The 14,732-nt window shown below is 42.4% G+C and carries 10 protein-coding genes and 2 pseudogenes; 7 read left to right on the forward strand and 5 right to left on the reverse strand.

The features are described from left to right. Positions 1–7 precede the first annotated feature (7 nt). Entirely contained in the window at positions 8–688 is a 681-nt protein-coding gene (locus AC6IZ0_RS09680; RefSeq protein ID WP_497725917.1) for a HEAT repeat domain-containing protein, read from the forward strand. A gap of 48 nt (positions 689–736) precedes the next feature. Beyond that, positions 737–1,297, forward strand: a complete 561-nt coding sequence (locus AC6IZ0_RS09685) for a phycobiliprotein lyase (RefSeq protein ID WP_497725918.1) — start codon at positions 737–739, stop codon at positions 1,295–1,297. Positions 1,298–1,469: 172 nt separating this feature from the next. On the opposite strand, the pseudogene AC6IZ0_RS09690 reads toward AC6IZ0_RS09685, so the two are convergent. Then, a pseudogene (locus AC6IZ0_RS09690) lies at positions 1,470–2,941 on the reverse strand (site-2 protease family protein). Between the two features lie 191 nt (positions 2,942–3,132). Between AC6IZ0_RS09690 and AC6IZ0_RS09695 the strand changes: the two are divergent. Further along, positions 3,133–3,819 carry an MBL fold metallo-hydrolase gene (locus AC6IZ0_RS09695; RefSeq protein ID WP_497725919.1) on the forward strand — a complete coding sequence of 229 codons (687 nt, stop codon included), beginning with the start codon at positions 3,133–3,135 and terminating at the stop codon, positions 3,817–3,819. Between the two features lie 73 nt (positions 3,820–3,892). On the opposite strand, the gene ctpA is transcribed toward AC6IZ0_RS09695, so the two are convergent. Continuing rightward, a complete protein-coding gene (ctpA, locus tag AC6IZ0_RS09700) occupies positions 3,893–5,149 on the reverse strand; it encodes a carboxyl-terminal processing protease CtpA (protein WP_271732025.1) in 1,257 nt (418 codons plus the stop codon). A 374-nt stretch (positions 5,150–5,523) separates the two neighbouring features. On the opposite strand from ctpA, the gene petB reads away from it, so the two are divergent. Together petB and petD are read left to right on the forward strand one after the other, a co-directional pair. Continuing rightward, on the forward strand, positions 5,524–6,177 hold the full coding sequence (gene petB / locus AC6IZ0_RS09705) for a cytochrome b6 (protein ID WP_497725920.1): 654 nt from the start codon (positions 5,524–5,526) through the stop codon (positions 6,175–6,177). A 218-nt stretch (positions 6,178–6,395) separates the two neighbouring features. After that, a complete protein-coding gene (petD, locus tag AC6IZ0_RS09710; protein WP_200989570.1) occupies positions 6,396–6,878 on the forward strand; it encodes a cytochrome b6-f complex subunit IV in 483 nt (160 codons plus the stop codon). On the opposite strand, the gene AC6IZ0_RS09715 is transcribed toward petD, so the two are convergent. Next, entirely contained in the window at positions 6,846–7,145 is a 300-nt protein-coding gene (locus AC6IZ0_RS09715; protein WP_497725922.1) for a hypothetical protein, read from the reverse strand. The two genes, petD and AC6IZ0_RS09715, sit on opposite strands and share 33 nt — an antisense overlap. 24 nt (positions 7,146–7,169) lie before the next feature. Here AC6IZ0_RS09715 and AC6IZ0_RS09720 point away from each other — a divergent pair, with 24 nt between their 5' ends. Both AC6IZ0_RS09720 and AC6IZ0_RS09725 read left to right on the forward strand, forming a co-directional pair. Continuing rightward, positions 7,170–7,607: an ATP-binding protein gene (locus AC6IZ0_RS09720; protein WP_271732017.1), complete on the forward strand. Its 438-nt coding sequence runs from the start codon at positions 7,170–7,172 to the stop codon at positions 7,605–7,607. Positions 7,608–7,748: 141 nt separating this feature from the next. Next, a pseudogene (locus AC6IZ0_RS09725) lies at positions 7,749–8,127 on the forward strand (hypothetical protein). A gap of 94 nt (positions 8,128–8,221) precedes the next feature. Here AC6IZ0_RS09725 and AC6IZ0_RS09730 read toward each other — a convergent pair. Beyond that, positions 8,222–10,852, reverse strand: a complete 2,631-nt coding sequence (locus tag AC6IZ0_RS09730) for a DNA polymerase III subunit alpha (protein ID WP_280801409.1) — start codon at positions 10,850–10,852, stop codon at positions 8,222–8,224. A 97-nt stretch (positions 10,853–10,949) separates the two neighbouring features. Then, complete coding sequence (locus AC6IZ0_RS09735) at positions 10,950–14,396, reverse strand: ATP-binding protein (protein WP_280801410.1); 3,447 nt, start codon at positions 14,394–14,396, stop codon at positions 10,950–10,952. Positions 14,397–14,732 lie beyond the last annotated feature (336 nt).

The following is a 14,732-nucleotide window of genomic DNA, read 5'->3' on the forward strand; positions in this document are numbered from 1 at the left end:
AAAATAAATGGTTGCTATACCCTTAGAGGAAATCTCTACTCAACTAGAAAGTGCCAATTTACGCGATCGCATGGTAGCCCTAGCTAGCTTGCGTCATATATCCCCGGAAGACGCAGTACCCCTAATTAAAAAAGTATTGAATGACGAATCGCTGCAACTGCGCTCTATGGCAATATTTGCCCTAGGAGTGAAACCCACAGCCGAATGTTATGAAATTTTAGTAAAAATTCTGGAAAATGACCCAGATTATGGTATACGTGCCGATGCAGCGGGTGCTTTAGGATATTTGGGTGATCCTAGAGCCTTTGAGGTACTAGCAAGGACTTTTTATGAAGATACTGACTGGCTCGTGCGCTTTAGTGCTGCTGTATCCTTGGGAAATATCAAAGATCCACGGGCCGATGATGTTTTAATTCAAGCCTTAAATAGCAGCGAAACCGTATTACAAGAAGCCGCAATTTCCGCACTAGGGGAAATACAAGATATTGATTCTGTAGATAGTATTCTGCGCTTTGCTCAGTCAGATGATTGGTTAGTGCGCCAAGGCCTGGCGGAAGCCTTAGGAAATCTTCCTACTAATAAGAGTATTTCTGCTTTAAAATACTTAGAAAAAGATCGGCATCCCAACGTTGCACAAGCGTCGAGGATTTCCCTGGAAAAGCTGGAAAAACAAACCTTAAAAGCTTAATCCCAACCCTGGGATGTGTGACCTTATTGTTGCAGGGTAATTTAATTTATGAATATTGAAGAATTTTTTGAATTGAGTGCTGGTAAATGGTTTTCTCACCGTACTAGTCACCATTTAGCCTTTAAACAATCTGAAGATGGCAAATCAGACATCTTAATTGAGAGTCTAGCCGCCGATCATCCCGAGGTGATCAAACTGTGTGAACAATACGAAATTGCCCCTAGTAAAGCCTCCTGTGGTGCCAGAGTCACCTGGAATGGTACCATGGAATGGGACGAAGAAAAACACATCGGCTCTACTGTGTTAGTTACCGTACCGGATGAGAATAATCCCCATGAAGGTAAATTACTGCGAGAAATGGGTTATGCCGAGAAAGCCCCCGTCGCTGGAACCTATAAAATGGGTAGCGATGGGGCTTTAACTCTCTTAACAGAGTATGAAACCATGTCTAGTGAAGAACGTTTATGGTTCGCTAGTCCGAATTTACGGATGCGGGTGAGTGTCCTTAAGCGTTTTGGCGGCTTTAGTATGGCTTCCTTTACATCGGAAATCCGTATGGGTGCATCGGCTGCAAAAGCATCAGAAACAGCCAATTCCGCCTCTAGTTAGTTCTCTTACTCGTTTCTCCTTCGAGGTTATACCTTACTTACATCTTGCAAAACATTCTTGAAAAGCTTATCAAATAAGGATTTCGAGATTTGAAAAATGCAACACTCTTGACAAAAAGTAATAGATAGCCTCGAAGGACAGGGTTTAGCGGTGAGGTATTTTGAGGAGGATGTCACATTTGTAATAAGTTTGACAGCATCTGGGGTAGTGGTAGGACAATAATTACTAACAATCCCATGGCCATCAATCCTAAAATGTCACGTTTATTATCCAGTTCGGTGACATCATTCAAAGCCGGTTCATCAATCAAGGGGATCAAGAATAAGATAATTGCCCACAGCAAAAATCCTGACTGCACCAAAGAAAGTATTAGCAGTAATAAGCGAGAAATTTGACCGATGACCATGGCGGTTCTTTGCCCAAACATCGCATGGACAATGTGACCCCCATCTAATTGTCCCACGGGCATCAAATTCAAGGCTGTGACGATTAGCCCCAGAAAACCGGCTATGGCCAGGGGATGAAGGTTAATTGCTGATGTTGAGGTTAACTGGCTCCCTAATGCTAACTTAGATAGCAATGCTAATAAAATAGAAGATTTGGGGTTGAGAGCTTCCGGGTTGAACAGTCCTGCTTGGTCAGTCAGAGGAACCAATTCCGAATTCACCAAACCCCATAATAGTATAGGTACAGTGATGACAAAACCTGCCAATGGCCCCGCAATGCTGACATCAAATAAAGCTTTGCGGTGAGGAACAGGACTACGCATTTGAATAAATGCGCCAAAGGTGCCCAAAAAGAAGGGGAGGGGTATAAAATAAGGCAGAGTTGCCCGAATTTGGTAGTACCGCGCCGTCAAATAATGACCCAGTTCGTGGATGCCCAAAATAGTCATCAGACCTAGGGAATAGGGTAATGCTTGCCAGAATATCCTGGGGTCAGATACTAATTGTTGTGGGTCAGAGCCGGCGATGCTAGCCCCCACTAGAGTAGTAGTAATTAAAGTGGCTACTAGCAAAAATAAAGCGAATCCTGGGCGTGTGATCTTCTGTGGCTGACTAGGATTTCTAGCGGTTTGAGTGTTAGGTACAAGGATAAAGAAAGGTTTACCATTGAAACCTTCTTGGAAAATCAGCAGAAAGCGATCGCCAAATTCCGCTTCTATATTGGCCTTAATCTGCTGATAAGCTTGAGTAGGTGTAGTTCTGATCTGGCCCGACAGATAATCGCCTGGGGTTTGTACTCAATGTTGTGGATGTAGTATACAGACCAGGGAAAACAATTTCTCAATTGAATTTCTTCGGTTGGTTCAATGGGTCGCACTGGTACTGGTTCTGCGGTAGGATGGATTGCCGATTGTGATCTAATATCTTGGGGTTGAGTGGGTGTATTTCTGGGCTTTCTCCGACCCCATTCCAACAACACCCAGTATAACAGAACGCAGATAATTGATGGCCAAATAATCAGTGATGATGGCGGCGGTTGTTCGGTTCCATAAATCAGAGTCCATCCGCTCAATATCAAAGCTGGACTCATTAACACCAACCACAGCAACCAGACTGGAGTCTGGGTGATCTGAGCGACGCTGCGCTGCACTATCAGATAAGTAGCTATTCCCAGTAGGAGAAGGAACCAAAATGTCATGTGATTTTCAGTAATTTGGCAGAAATGTCTTACTCCCGTGTTGTCACCATAGCCTTCTCCTGGGGAGAACCTGCTGAGGAAACACACCCGGTTGACTTTGAACCCGATTCCATAACAGTTAACAGAACTTAATTAATTGAAAAATAAGTTCAATTCTGTCACCTAATTTTCCACACTTTCGGTTTTTACTCATGTGCGCCTTACCTCAACAGCCAAATCAGACAGCGAAACCACCACGTCCGGTGCTAGATAGGATCTTTGCCTTCCCGCCCAATCGGGACACATTAGGGGGAACCTCTTATCTTATTGTAGGAAATGAGGGCAATATTCTCATAGATTCTCCGGCTAATGACCCCATAAATCAAGATTTTTTGCGATCGCATGGTGGCGTGCGTTGGTTATTTCTGACTCATCGAGGTGCTATTGGTAAAACAGCACAAATTCAGAAAACCTTTGGTTGTGAAGTTCTGATTCAAGAGCAAGAAGCCTATTTACTACCTGGATTAACCTTGACCACCTTTACCCAGGAATTTAGACTTAATTCCACAGCTGAAGTGATTTGGACATCTGGACATTCTCCCGGTTCATCTTGTTTGTACTACAGTGATTTGGGGGGGGTGTTATTTTCCGGTCGTCATTTAGTACCTGACCCCACAGGGGAGCCAGTAGCTTTTCGCACAGCTAAAACCTTTCATTGGTCTAGACAAATTAAAAGTTGGCAATTACTCCGAGAAAGGTTCACAGCCGAAACACTCCAGTACATTTGTCCCGGTGCTAACACAGGTTTCCTCAGAGGAAAATATGTAATAGATAATGCTTACCAACGCCTTGTTAATACCTGTGTTACCATGAGTGCCGCCCCTATCTCAAGTAACTGATAATTCACGTGTTAATTAATCAATCAGCTCCCCGACTTGTGCAAGAAATCGGGGAGCTATCTGGGAGTTTGTGTTAATTAACCCCAGTATCGACCCCAGCAAATACAGAAGTTGTTTTCAATAATTCCAGCGCCCCTTGATATTGCAAATCGTCTGGGGTAGCAATTTGTGTGCGGGTAATGGATTCTTGGGAAATCACCTGATCTGGGGTAATTCCTAATTTATTAATATCCCGATGTGATGGTGTTTCGTACTTAGCAATGGTCACTGCCAAGCCAGAACCGTCGGATAATTCAAACAGAGACTGAATTAGACCCTTACCAAAAGTAGTTTCCCCCACCAAGGTAGCACGATGGTTATCTTGCAGCGCGCCGGCGAGAATCTCACTAGCACTAGCGGTACCTTGATTTACCAAAATCACCAGGGGGTCATCTGTCAAAGCCGGGCCAAAGGATTCAAAACTGCCCTGAATGCCCTGGCGATTGACGGTGTAAACTATAGTACCGGAGTTCAACCACAGACGGGCAATTTCAATTCCTGATTGTAATAACCCCCCAGGATTATTCCGCAAATCTAAAATATAGGCAGCCGCGCCTTTTTTCTCTAGACTAGAAATAGCATGGGCTAATTCCATAGAGGCATTAGCGTTGAATTGAGTTAGACGCAGATAGCCAATGGGGGTACCTTGGGGAGAAAAGCGTAGGTCTGCGACTACAGGATTCAGCTCAATGCGATCGCGTACTATTTTCACCTCTTGTTCTGCGCTATCATCCCGTGAAATCAAAAGTGTCACAGAACTACCAATCGGACCGCGCATTTTGGCAGCTGCCTCGTCAAGAGTTAAATTATCTGTAGAAAGCCCTTCGATTTTCACAATGCGATCGCGGGGTTTAATCCCTGCTAAATCTGCTGGCGAGTTCATGATAGGAGTCACCACTTCCAGCTTACCGGTTTCGGGATTGATAGCAATTTGCAACCCTACCCCAGTCAGTTCACCAGAAGTATTCACCTGCAAACTGCGGTACTGCTCGGGGTCTAAAAACCTTGTAAACGGATCCCCCAGAGTCTGGAGCATTTTCCGAATCGCTGCATAAGCAGCTTCTGGGTTTTTTATTGGCTTCTCCAGAATCTTTTGCCGCACCGCAGACCAATTTTGATGATTAAATGTCTCATCCAGGTAATTGCGATTGACAATTCGCCAAACTTCTGAAACTAATTTCTGCTCATCCGTCAAAGCCGCGGCTGGTGGGACAAAAGCCCCCACCACCAACCAAAGAGCCACTAGCAATGAAAATCCCAGCCGAAAAACCTGTTTTTGCATGAACCGCATTTTCAAAATCCACTTGCTCCCAAATTTGCCCAACAATACTGAGGAAAAATGCCTATTTACCTCATCGTTGATGAAATCTATCTCTCAACTATGTTACTTTTTTTATAGAAGTGGTGCATTCCTCTCATCAAGCTCTTGCTATGACTGAGGGGCTGCATTTCACCCAGGAAACGATAAGATCGACTTGGTGGCGAGCATTTGTGGTGTTAGCTTGCCAAGAGAACGCAATATATTCCATATTTACAGAGTGTTAAGTTTTCCAAAAATTCTGATCACTCTGCTCAAAGCGAAAGTAACTCCTCTTTGTGAAAATCCCAAAATAGTTAATTGGGAGATTAATCAACCGCAACCGATTTTTAGGAACTTGAGATTGTATGGCCAACGTTTATGACTGGTTTGAGGAACGCCTAGAACTTCAGGCCCTCGCTGATGACGTGACTAGCAAGTATGTCCCTCCCCATGTCAATATCTTTTATTGCTTGGGCGGAATTACCCTGGTTTGCTTTCTAATTCAGTTCGCCACTGGATTTGCGATGACGTTCTACTACAAGCCCACTGTAACTGAAGCTTATGCCTCGGTACAGTACATTATGAATGAGGTCAATTTCGGTTGGCTGATTCGCTCCATCCATCGCTGGTCTGCCAGCATGATGGTGTTAATGATGATTTTGCACGTCTTCCGGGTATACCTCACCGGTGGTTTCAAAAAGCCCCGGGAATTAACTTGGGTCAGCGGTGTGATTCTAGCAGTCATCACTGTTTCTTTTGGTGTGACAGGCTACTCCCTACCTTGGGACCAAGTTGGTTACTGGGCGGTAAAAATCGTCAGCGGCGTACCAGAAGCAATTCCGGTAGTTGGCGTTTTTATTTCTGATATGTTACGCGGTGGTTCTAGTGTGGGTCAAGCAACCCTGACTCGCTACTATAGCGCTCACACCTTTATACTGCCTTGGTTAATTGCGGTGTTCATGCTGTTCCACTTCTTGATGATCCGCAAGCAAGGTATTTCCGTCTTTGTAATCCCTTAAAGCCACAATGGGAAAAGGCGACGGCTTTGAGTTCCCAGATGCAAATGTTTGTTTTAAACTTATGAGAAATCAGCAATTCATCGCTCATAAGCGACAATAAAAACAAAGATTTGTATTTGAAGCTCAAAGCTATAGATACCCCCCCTTAGGGTAAGCCTCATAGCTCATGGCTTTTACAAATGCTTTAACTGAATTTGAGCAGGAGAGCGTATTTAAATATGTCAACGCAGAAAAAACCCGATCTGAGTGATCCTCAGTTAAGAGCTAAACTCGCCAAAGGCATGGGCCACAACTACTATGGTGAACCCGCTTGGCCTAATGACCTACTGTATGTATTTCCCATTGTGATTATGGGTTCATTTGCTTGTATTGTGGCTCTAGCTGTGCTAGACCCAGCAATGACAGGTGAACCAGCTAATCCTTTCGCCACCCCCCTGGAAATTCTACCAGAGTGGTATTTGTATCCTGTATTCCAGATTTTGCGATCGCTTCCTAACAAACTTTTAGGAGTGTTAGCAATGGCTGCTGTACCCCTGGGCTTAATCCTCGTTCCCTTTATTGAGAACGTGAATAAATTCCAAAATCCTTTCCGTCGTCCAGTTGCAACTACAGTGTTCCTCTTTGGTACATTAGTAACTGTATGGTTAGGTATTGGTGCTGCTTTACCATTAGACAAATCTTTGACATTGGGATTGTTCTAAACTAAGTAGCAAAACTTCTTTGACACCTGTAGTTTGAAGATCATCCTCCAAAATTAGCATTTGATATTCAGAACTGCTGAACCGCTCAAATTTGATTTGACAGATGCTGGTAATTCTGGCGGATGTGATTTTGAAACTTACAGGTGTCAACGTAAAATTACGCGCCAAACAGCTGATGGGCGAGGCGATATCAAAGTAACTAGGACTGCGATCGCTGCTTGAACCCAGAATCAATCCCCCGTGATTTATGCGGGGGAGTGCCTCCATGAAATTATATTTAAGTCAAGGTCAATGCTTAGCATAGTGCAGCACGACCATCTGGCGGTAAAGAGCGAACTCAAGCTCCTAAACTACGTACAACAATGGTTTGAGCAATTTTGTCTCACATATTTGTCTCAATTGGGCTGGTCACAAAGCCAACTTTATCGCCTCAACTTAGCATTAGCAGAGGGTTTTACCAATGCGGTTCGTCACGCCCATAGTGCTTTACCACCAGAAACTACCATCGAAATTGAAGTGAGTCTATGGATTGACAGACTGGAAGTGAGAATTTGGGATCAAGGAAAACCTTTCAATCCTGATGCGATCGCAGAGCCACAGCCGGGTACACTCCAAGTAGGCGGATATGGATGGTTTCTGCTCAGAAGATTGGCTGACCATGTTGTCTACGAACGCAGTGCTGATGGTAAAAATTGTTTATTAATACTCAAATACGCCAGAGAAAACTAGATATTTTTACCCTGGAATCGGGTATAAGCCCATAGCGCAAAACTCAATTAATATTTCTTGACCTTTGGTGGTTGACCGTGGGCTTTTGACCCGGCATTAAAATCGCTATCCTAGAGGGAGAGCAAGAAAATAATTGCAAAAATGAGCCTTAAATCTTTGGAATTGAGTCTGGAAAAACTGCGACCTTGGCTGACCATGTTAGCAGTTTTCTGGTTGCTAGCATCACTAGGCTTAGGCTGGTCTGGTAAATTCGTTGTTAATTATCTTTGGTTTGCTGTTATTTACACCCGTTGTCGCCTTCTTCGGCTTGCGCTGGTGGCTACAACGCAATTTAGTAACTGACCAATGTCCCGTCTGTAATTATGAATTTTCAGGTTTAAATAACACTCAGGTGCAGTGTCCTAATTGTGGAGAGCAATTGTCAGTAAAACAAGGACATTTTCAGCGCTTCACACCAGAAGGTACAATTGATATTCAAGCGATCGAAGTCCCAACTAAATCACTCAAAGAACAAAAGTAACCCAGATGGACACCCTATAAAAACTTTACCAGTAAATTAAGTCAAAATTTTAACTCTCAAAAGTTATGTTAAAACCACAACATAACTTTTATCTTTACACTGGTAAACCTGGAACTTGAAGCAAATCTAATTCCCGGTTAAAAATTTCATCAATGGGTAACATTTGCCCATCAGTGGTCATAAACTTATGGTCTTTTGTCGCCCGGATAATTGAACCATCTGCTAAAGAATATTCAAATAGTTCTTGTTTTCCCCGATCATGCCACTGTAGAATAGGTTGGGTATAAACATTGCCATTTTGATCAACACTATAAACATGACATTCCAGACACTTGTGGACAATTTCCCCAATGGGAATCAACCCATATTCCACCGTTAAAACCTGCGTATCATAGCTCAAACAATATTCGGCAAACTTTAACATTTGCTCAAACAATTCCTCAGCTACTTGTTTTTTAACTCCATTCTTCGCCGCACCATCAACAAACTTTTCCCGCTGCTTTTGCATTTCTGCAACCTTCTTTTTACCCATAGCGCGACGCAATAAGTCAGCTTGTCCTAGGGAATATCCAGCCATATCTTGAGCAATTTTCATAATTTGCTCTTGATAAACCATAATTCCATAGGTTTCATTCAGTATGGGTTCTAGAAGAGAATTTTGGTAATCAATCACCTCGCGCCCATGTTTACGGTTAATAAACTTAGGAATGAGTCCCGCATCTAGGGGTCCGGGTCGATAGAGTGCCAAAATAGAAGAAATATCTTCAATATTGGAAGGCTTTAAATCTCTGACTATCTGACGCATCCCTGAAGATTCTAGTTGAAATATTCCTTCTAAATCCCCAGCTTCTAAAAGTTCATAGGATTTTTTCACATCTTTGGGTAAAGTTGTATGTTCACCCTTAGCTAATATTTTTTGAGATTTTCTTTCCTGACGTGTAATTTCATCTGGGTCAATGCGATAACCTCTGCTTTGTTCAATTAAATCAATTGTTTTTTGAATCAGGGTTAAGTTACGTAACCCGAGAAAATCCATTTTTAACAACCCCAGTGATTCCAAGTCTTCCATAAAATATTGGGTAATCACCGCACCATCATTATTCCTTTGCAGTGGGACAATTTCATCTAAGGGGTCAGCAGAAATCACCACCCCAGCAGCGTGGACACCAAAAGTTTTATTAGTTCCTTCAATTCGCATGGCCATATCAACCCAATGGCGGACTTGCGGATCATTATCGTATTTTTCCTTAAACTCTGGTGCTGGGGTTTGGTCGGAAATCATCACTTTGAGTTTAGTGGGTTTACCCCGGACTACGGGAATTAATTTCGCCATTTTGTCTGATTCCCCATAGGGAATATTCAATACTCTAGCGACATCTTTTAAAACTGATTTAGAGGTGAGGCGGTTGAAAGTAATAATTTGAGCAACTCTATCTTTACCATATTTTTCAGTTACATATTCAATAACTTTGTCACGTTTTTCAATGCAAAAATCTGTATCAATATCAGGCATTGATTTACGTTCTGGGTTCAAGAATCGCTCAAATAATAAACCATGGTGTACCGGGTCTATATTAGTAATTCGCATAGCATAAGCCACCAAAGAACCAGCAGCAGAACCACGACCAGGACCTACAGGAATGTTATTATCTCTGGCAAATTTGATGTAATCCCAAACTACTAAAAAGTATGTAGAAAACCCCATGGACTGGAGCATTTTTAATTCATATTCTAATCTTTCTCTATATACTGGCTCAACTTCATTGCGGGATTTGCGGTTTAACCTTTCTAATAATCCTTGCCAAGCTACTTCTTCAGCGTAAGTGTCGGGAGTATGACCTGAAGGTATGTATGGTGTGGGAATCTGAGGTTCACCCATAATATTATAAACTGCCACTTTATCGGCAATTTCTGTAGTGGTGCTGATAGCTTCAGCAATGACATCATCTGGTAAATGGTCACGGAATAACAGTTTCATTTCTGCTGCGGATTTCAGGTATTCTGTACCGCTATAACGCATCCGTTTATCTTCACTAATTAGCTGTCCAGTTTGAATACATAGTAAAGCGTCATGTGCTTCCACATCAAAACAAGATATAAAATGAGAATCGTTAGTGGCAATAAATTTAATTCCTAATTCCCGCGCAATTTTAACAATTTCTACATTTACAATGCGGTCTTCTTGAGAGCCGTGGTCTTGAATTTCTAAATAGTAATCATCCCCAAATAATTCTTGATACCACTTGGCAATTTTCCGGGCTATCTCTGGTCTACCACTGAGAATTGCTTGGGGTATTTCTCCACCTAAACAAGCACTAGTGACGATTAAACCTTCACGATATTGTTTGAGTAGATCTTTATTAATACAAGGACGAGAAAAAATTCCCTTACCTTGTACCCCTTCCAGGTGGGAAATTGTGGTAATTTTAACTAAGTTTTTGTAACCTTGAGTATTTTTGGCTAAAACAACTTGATGATATTTGGGGCGGCGTTCTTGTTTGGTAATATCGCCGTTGATGATATACATTTCGTTGCCAATAATTGGCTTAATGTTTTTACTGCGGCAAATTTTAATCAATTCTACAGCACCATACATGACACCATGATCAGTCAGGGCGATCGCTTTCATCCCCAGAGCGATGGCTTGATCGACCAACTCCGGTAGCTGACTGGCTCCATCGAGCAAACTATAGTCGCTGTGAATATGTAATGGTACAAAGGACATATAAGTCTCCAAGCAGAAGCTGATAGTACTGCAATATACCATTTAATTTCGATTTACCAGACTAGCCAGTGTAGCTAAATCTTGGGCTGCGATCGCTTTAGGCAAATGCAGCTGATAACAGTGGGATTTTCACTGTAAAAGTTGCTCCTTGTCCTTCCCCCCCACTCTCTGCATGGACAGTACCACCATGCAATTCTACTAAATGACGTACGATTGCTAGGCCTAAACCTAAGCCCCCATAGGAGCGAGTACTAGAACTATCCGCCTGGAGGAAGCGGTCAAAAACATAAGGAAGAAACTCTGGCTTAATCCCAATACCCGTATCCCGGACTTGAATTTGAGCATAACTAGTAATGTTTCGGGGTAAATTTTTGTGATCATCAATACTATGGGAAAGTTCAACTTCTACCCTACCCCCTGTAGGAGTAAACTTGATAGCATTAGATAGTAAATTCCAGATCATCTGTTGTAAACGATCCGTATCACCGGCAACTAAAAATCTAGAATGATTGTGCTGTATTCCCTGGGGAGGAATCACGGAAAATCTCAAATCAATTTCCTTAGCTTGGGCGGCTAACTGGACCGTTGTCATCGCCGACTCAATTAGGGGAACCAAATCGTAACTACAAACATTGAGATACAACTGTCCCCTAATCATGCTGGAAATATCTAGCAAATCTTCTATAACCTGGGCTTGTGTCCTAGCATTGCGCTCAATAGTTTCCATGGCCTTAGCCATTTGAGTGTCACTCAGTTTGCGAGCTCGCAGCAGTTGCACCCAACCGAGAATAGCATTCAGGGGCGATCGCAATTCATGGGATAATATACCCAGAAATTCATCCTTCATGCGGTTGGCTTGTTGCAGTTGCTCTGTTTGCAGTTGCAGAGAAGCAATTAACCTTGCCCGTTCCATGGCCACCGCTATTTGGTCACAAACTGCTTGCATCATCGCCCTTTGATTTTCACTAAAAGAACAGCAACTGCGGCTACCAAAACAAAGAGTACCCAAAACCCGTTCTGATGCTATTAACGGGTAACTATAACAAGCCTTCACCCCTAAATTCCGAATTAATTCTGTGTTTGGGTCAGTGGATTCCTGAACATTTTCTACATAAATAGGACGGCGTTCTTGGGCGACAGTACCGCACACCGATTGACCCAACGGTAACCACTCATATTTTTTAGCCACCTCCTCAGAACAGCCTGTAAAAGATGCAAGGCGAATCACCTGATGGTTCTCCTCAACTAAATAGTTAAAGTAAACATCCAAACCAATCTGCTCCGCCAGTTTTTGGTAGAAGCTGTTAATTAATGCTACTGGTTCCTGACTAGATAACAAATCATTGGCTGTGTTAAACAGCAACTGTAACCTTTTGTAACTTAATGCTTGGGCCTTTTCAATTTCCTTAAGATTAGTAATATCTTGAAAGCCTGCTACACAGGTAGCTGAATGACCGTGCATTGCTGGTATAGTATCACCAAATATCAGTACAGAGCGCACAAGGTCGCCAGTGTGCCAGTTTATTTCTAATCCATCTAAACGTTCTCCCCGGGCTACCCGCGCCCCGGGTATTTGCTCCTTAGGGATGCGATTTCCTGCCGCATCTGTGCAATAGTATGTAGTGTCATACTCTTCTACTGGTACACCTTTGGGAAACTCACCCCCTGCTAATTCATCAGCGGCTTGATTAGCAAAGGTTACCCGCCCCGTTTCAGGTTCAATAAACAGTAATGGTAGAGGCATCAGATTTAAGACTTCTTCGAGCCATTTTTGCTGATTGTGAACTGCTTCCTCTATCTGCTTACGCTCTGTAATATCCAAAAATGCCCCAACACTACCTCTACTGTTACCCTGTTCATCAAACAACGGGGCGACGTACTGCAACAACTTGACAACTTTGCCATCTTTATGTATAATATCAGTTTCAGAGTCTAAAACTGTCACACCATGAGCAGCAGAATATTGCATAGGTAACTCTTCTGGTGATAGTTTTTTACCGTCGCGGTAAACTTGAAATTCTGCCGGCTGTTCTTGACTGGGGATACTCATAGCACCATATTTACCTGGTGATATCCCTAATTGTTGAGCAAGACAGGGGTTAATTCTCATAGTTTTGCACTCTGCATCTTCAGCAATACCGATACCAATAGGGATAACCTGAAATAAAGTTTGTAATTCGCTGATCCGACGTTGTAAATCTTTATTAAGTTGTACTATTTGTTCTCTTGCTTCCTGGCGATCGCTTAAGTCCAGAATAAACGCCACTGATTCTTGTCGGTTCTGTGCGAGCAACACGTAACCTACTAAAACCCGAATCCGCCGACCATCTTTGTGAATGTATTCTTTTTCATAGGGGGTACAAGCACCTCTGGGATTTTCCTGGGCTTCGGCGATACCTTGAATATCTAAATGCAAATACTCTGGTGGTGTGATATTCCGCCAATTTAATTTACCTGTGAATAAATCCTCACGGCTGTAGCCAATCATCTGTAGAAATGCATCATTGGCTTGGTGAATACCACCATAGACATCACCAAACTTAATACCAATGATGTTAGCATCTACAAAACTTCTCAGCTTTTCTTCCTGTGCTCTGAGTTGTTCTTGCGTCTCGTCGCGTTGACGTTCAATACGTGATATTACTGCTGAAGTTTGCCAAATCAAAATCGCAAAAATCACTATTAAGATGATGGCAAATAACGATATCGCAAAAGCAGCACCGTATTTCCCTGCTAATTGACCATGGAGGATCAACCAGCCTATCACTAATGGTAAAGCTATAGCTGCCGGTAACAAACGACGCGCCATCAACCCGCCATAGGTATCACTCATTACTACTGCCATAAATGCCTGCTCTGGACTTGCCCAGAGAATGCCTATACAAAGTACAATGAACTTTACGCCTGTATGTAATCCCATTGATGTTGTATATGATGGTGTGCTGGGAAACAATCCTACTTGATACATATAACCGATGAGTACCTGTGCAGAAATCACTAGTACTATCAGGGTAAAAAGTTGAATGTACCAAAAACTAAGCTGATTTGGCGATGGCGATAGGGTGCTGTTAGCCATATGGGCGGAAATTTCTAGAGCTATACCCAGAAATATAAAGTTTAAGGCACTCTCAAACCCCATTCGCCCTGGAGGGGATGTTAATACTGCAGTTGCTTGCTCCTGGAAGAGTAATTCATCAATACCAAAATTCCAGCCGAATAAATACTGAGCGAGGGTGAGTAACCCAATCAAGGTAACAGATGCTGCACAAATTCGCGAGCAGGATAAGTAAGGGATAGTAGAATGACTTTTTCTGCTGAGTTTGCTCTGCGACATCCACAAAGATATACCAGATAGCACAAAGCATAAAGCTGTATTAGGCTTCATTGTCACGAGACTGGTGTTACCGCAGGTTTTAATCAATTCAATGTCAAACAACCAGCCAAACAGCACCAGAACACCGACTAATATTGTGATTATGCTTGCAACTTGTACCACTCGTAAGCTATGTAAGCTTGGCAGTTGCAAGCGGTTAAAATTTAACATTGAAGTTTTACCACCCAACTGTCTACCGTAGTCACTGTACTTTGTTTAAAGAAATAAAACCTCACCTATATAACTAGAAAATTTCTAGTTAGGCTATATACTGTTGAGATATTTTTTATCTATCTATAGGCATATTTTTGGGATTACACAATCTACATTAGAAAAGAATAGATACAAAAACATCTATCTTGAAACATAATTTTAAAACATAAAATCATGAGAAAATATGCCCTCGGCCTGTTGTGAGAAGTCAGGGATTCACTGATTATGTTATTTCTGGTCTAAGTATTTAGTATTAATAAACACTTTATATATGTCTGTGAGCAATAAATAGGG

The organism is Anabaenopsis sp. NIES-4685, from assembly GCF_059725405.1.

What these genes read in the sequence shown, in the direction of transcription:
- AC6IZ0_RS09680 (WP_497725917.1), top strand. Translation starts at nt 8, where the DNA reads ATGGTTGCTATACCCTTAGAGGAAATCTCTACTCAACTAGAAAGTGCC.
- AC6IZ0_RS09685 (WP_497725918.1), top strand. Translation starts at nt 737, where the DNA reads ATGAATATTGAAGAATTTTTTGAATTGAGTGCTGGTAAATGGTTTTCT.
- AC6IZ0_RS09695 (WP_497725919.1), top strand. Translation starts at nt 3,133, where the DNA reads ATGTGCGCCTTACCTCAACAGCCAAATCAGACAGCGAAACCACCACGT.
- ctpA (WP_271732025.1), bottom strand. Translation starts at nt 5,149, where the DNA reads ATGCGGTTCATGCAAAAACAGGTTTTTCGGCTGGGATTTTCATTGCTA.
- petB (WP_497725920.1), top strand. Translation starts at nt 5,524, where the DNA reads ATGGCCAACGTTTATGACTGGTTTGAGGAACGCCTAGAACTTCAGGCC.
- petD (WP_200989570.1), top strand. Translation starts at nt 6,396, where the DNA reads ATGTCAACGCAGAAAAAACCCGATCTGAGTGATCCTCAGTTAAGAGCT.
- AC6IZ0_RS09715 (WP_497725922.1), bottom strand. Translation starts at nt 7,145, where the DNA reads ATGGAGGCACTCCCCCGCATAAATCACGGGGGATTGATTCTGGGTTCA.
- AC6IZ0_RS09720 (WP_271732017.1), top strand. Translation starts at nt 7,170, where the DNA reads ATGCTTAGCATAGTGCAGCACGACCATCTGGCGGTAAAGAGCGAACTC.
- AC6IZ0_RS09730 (WP_280801409.1), bottom strand. Translation starts at nt 10,852, where the DNA reads ATGTCCTTTGTACCATTACATATTCACAGCGACTATAGTTTGCTCGAT.
- AC6IZ0_RS09735 (WP_280801410.1), bottom strand. Translation starts at nt 14,396, where the DNA reads ATGTTAAATTTTAACCGCTTGCAACTGCCAAGCTTACATAGCTTACGA.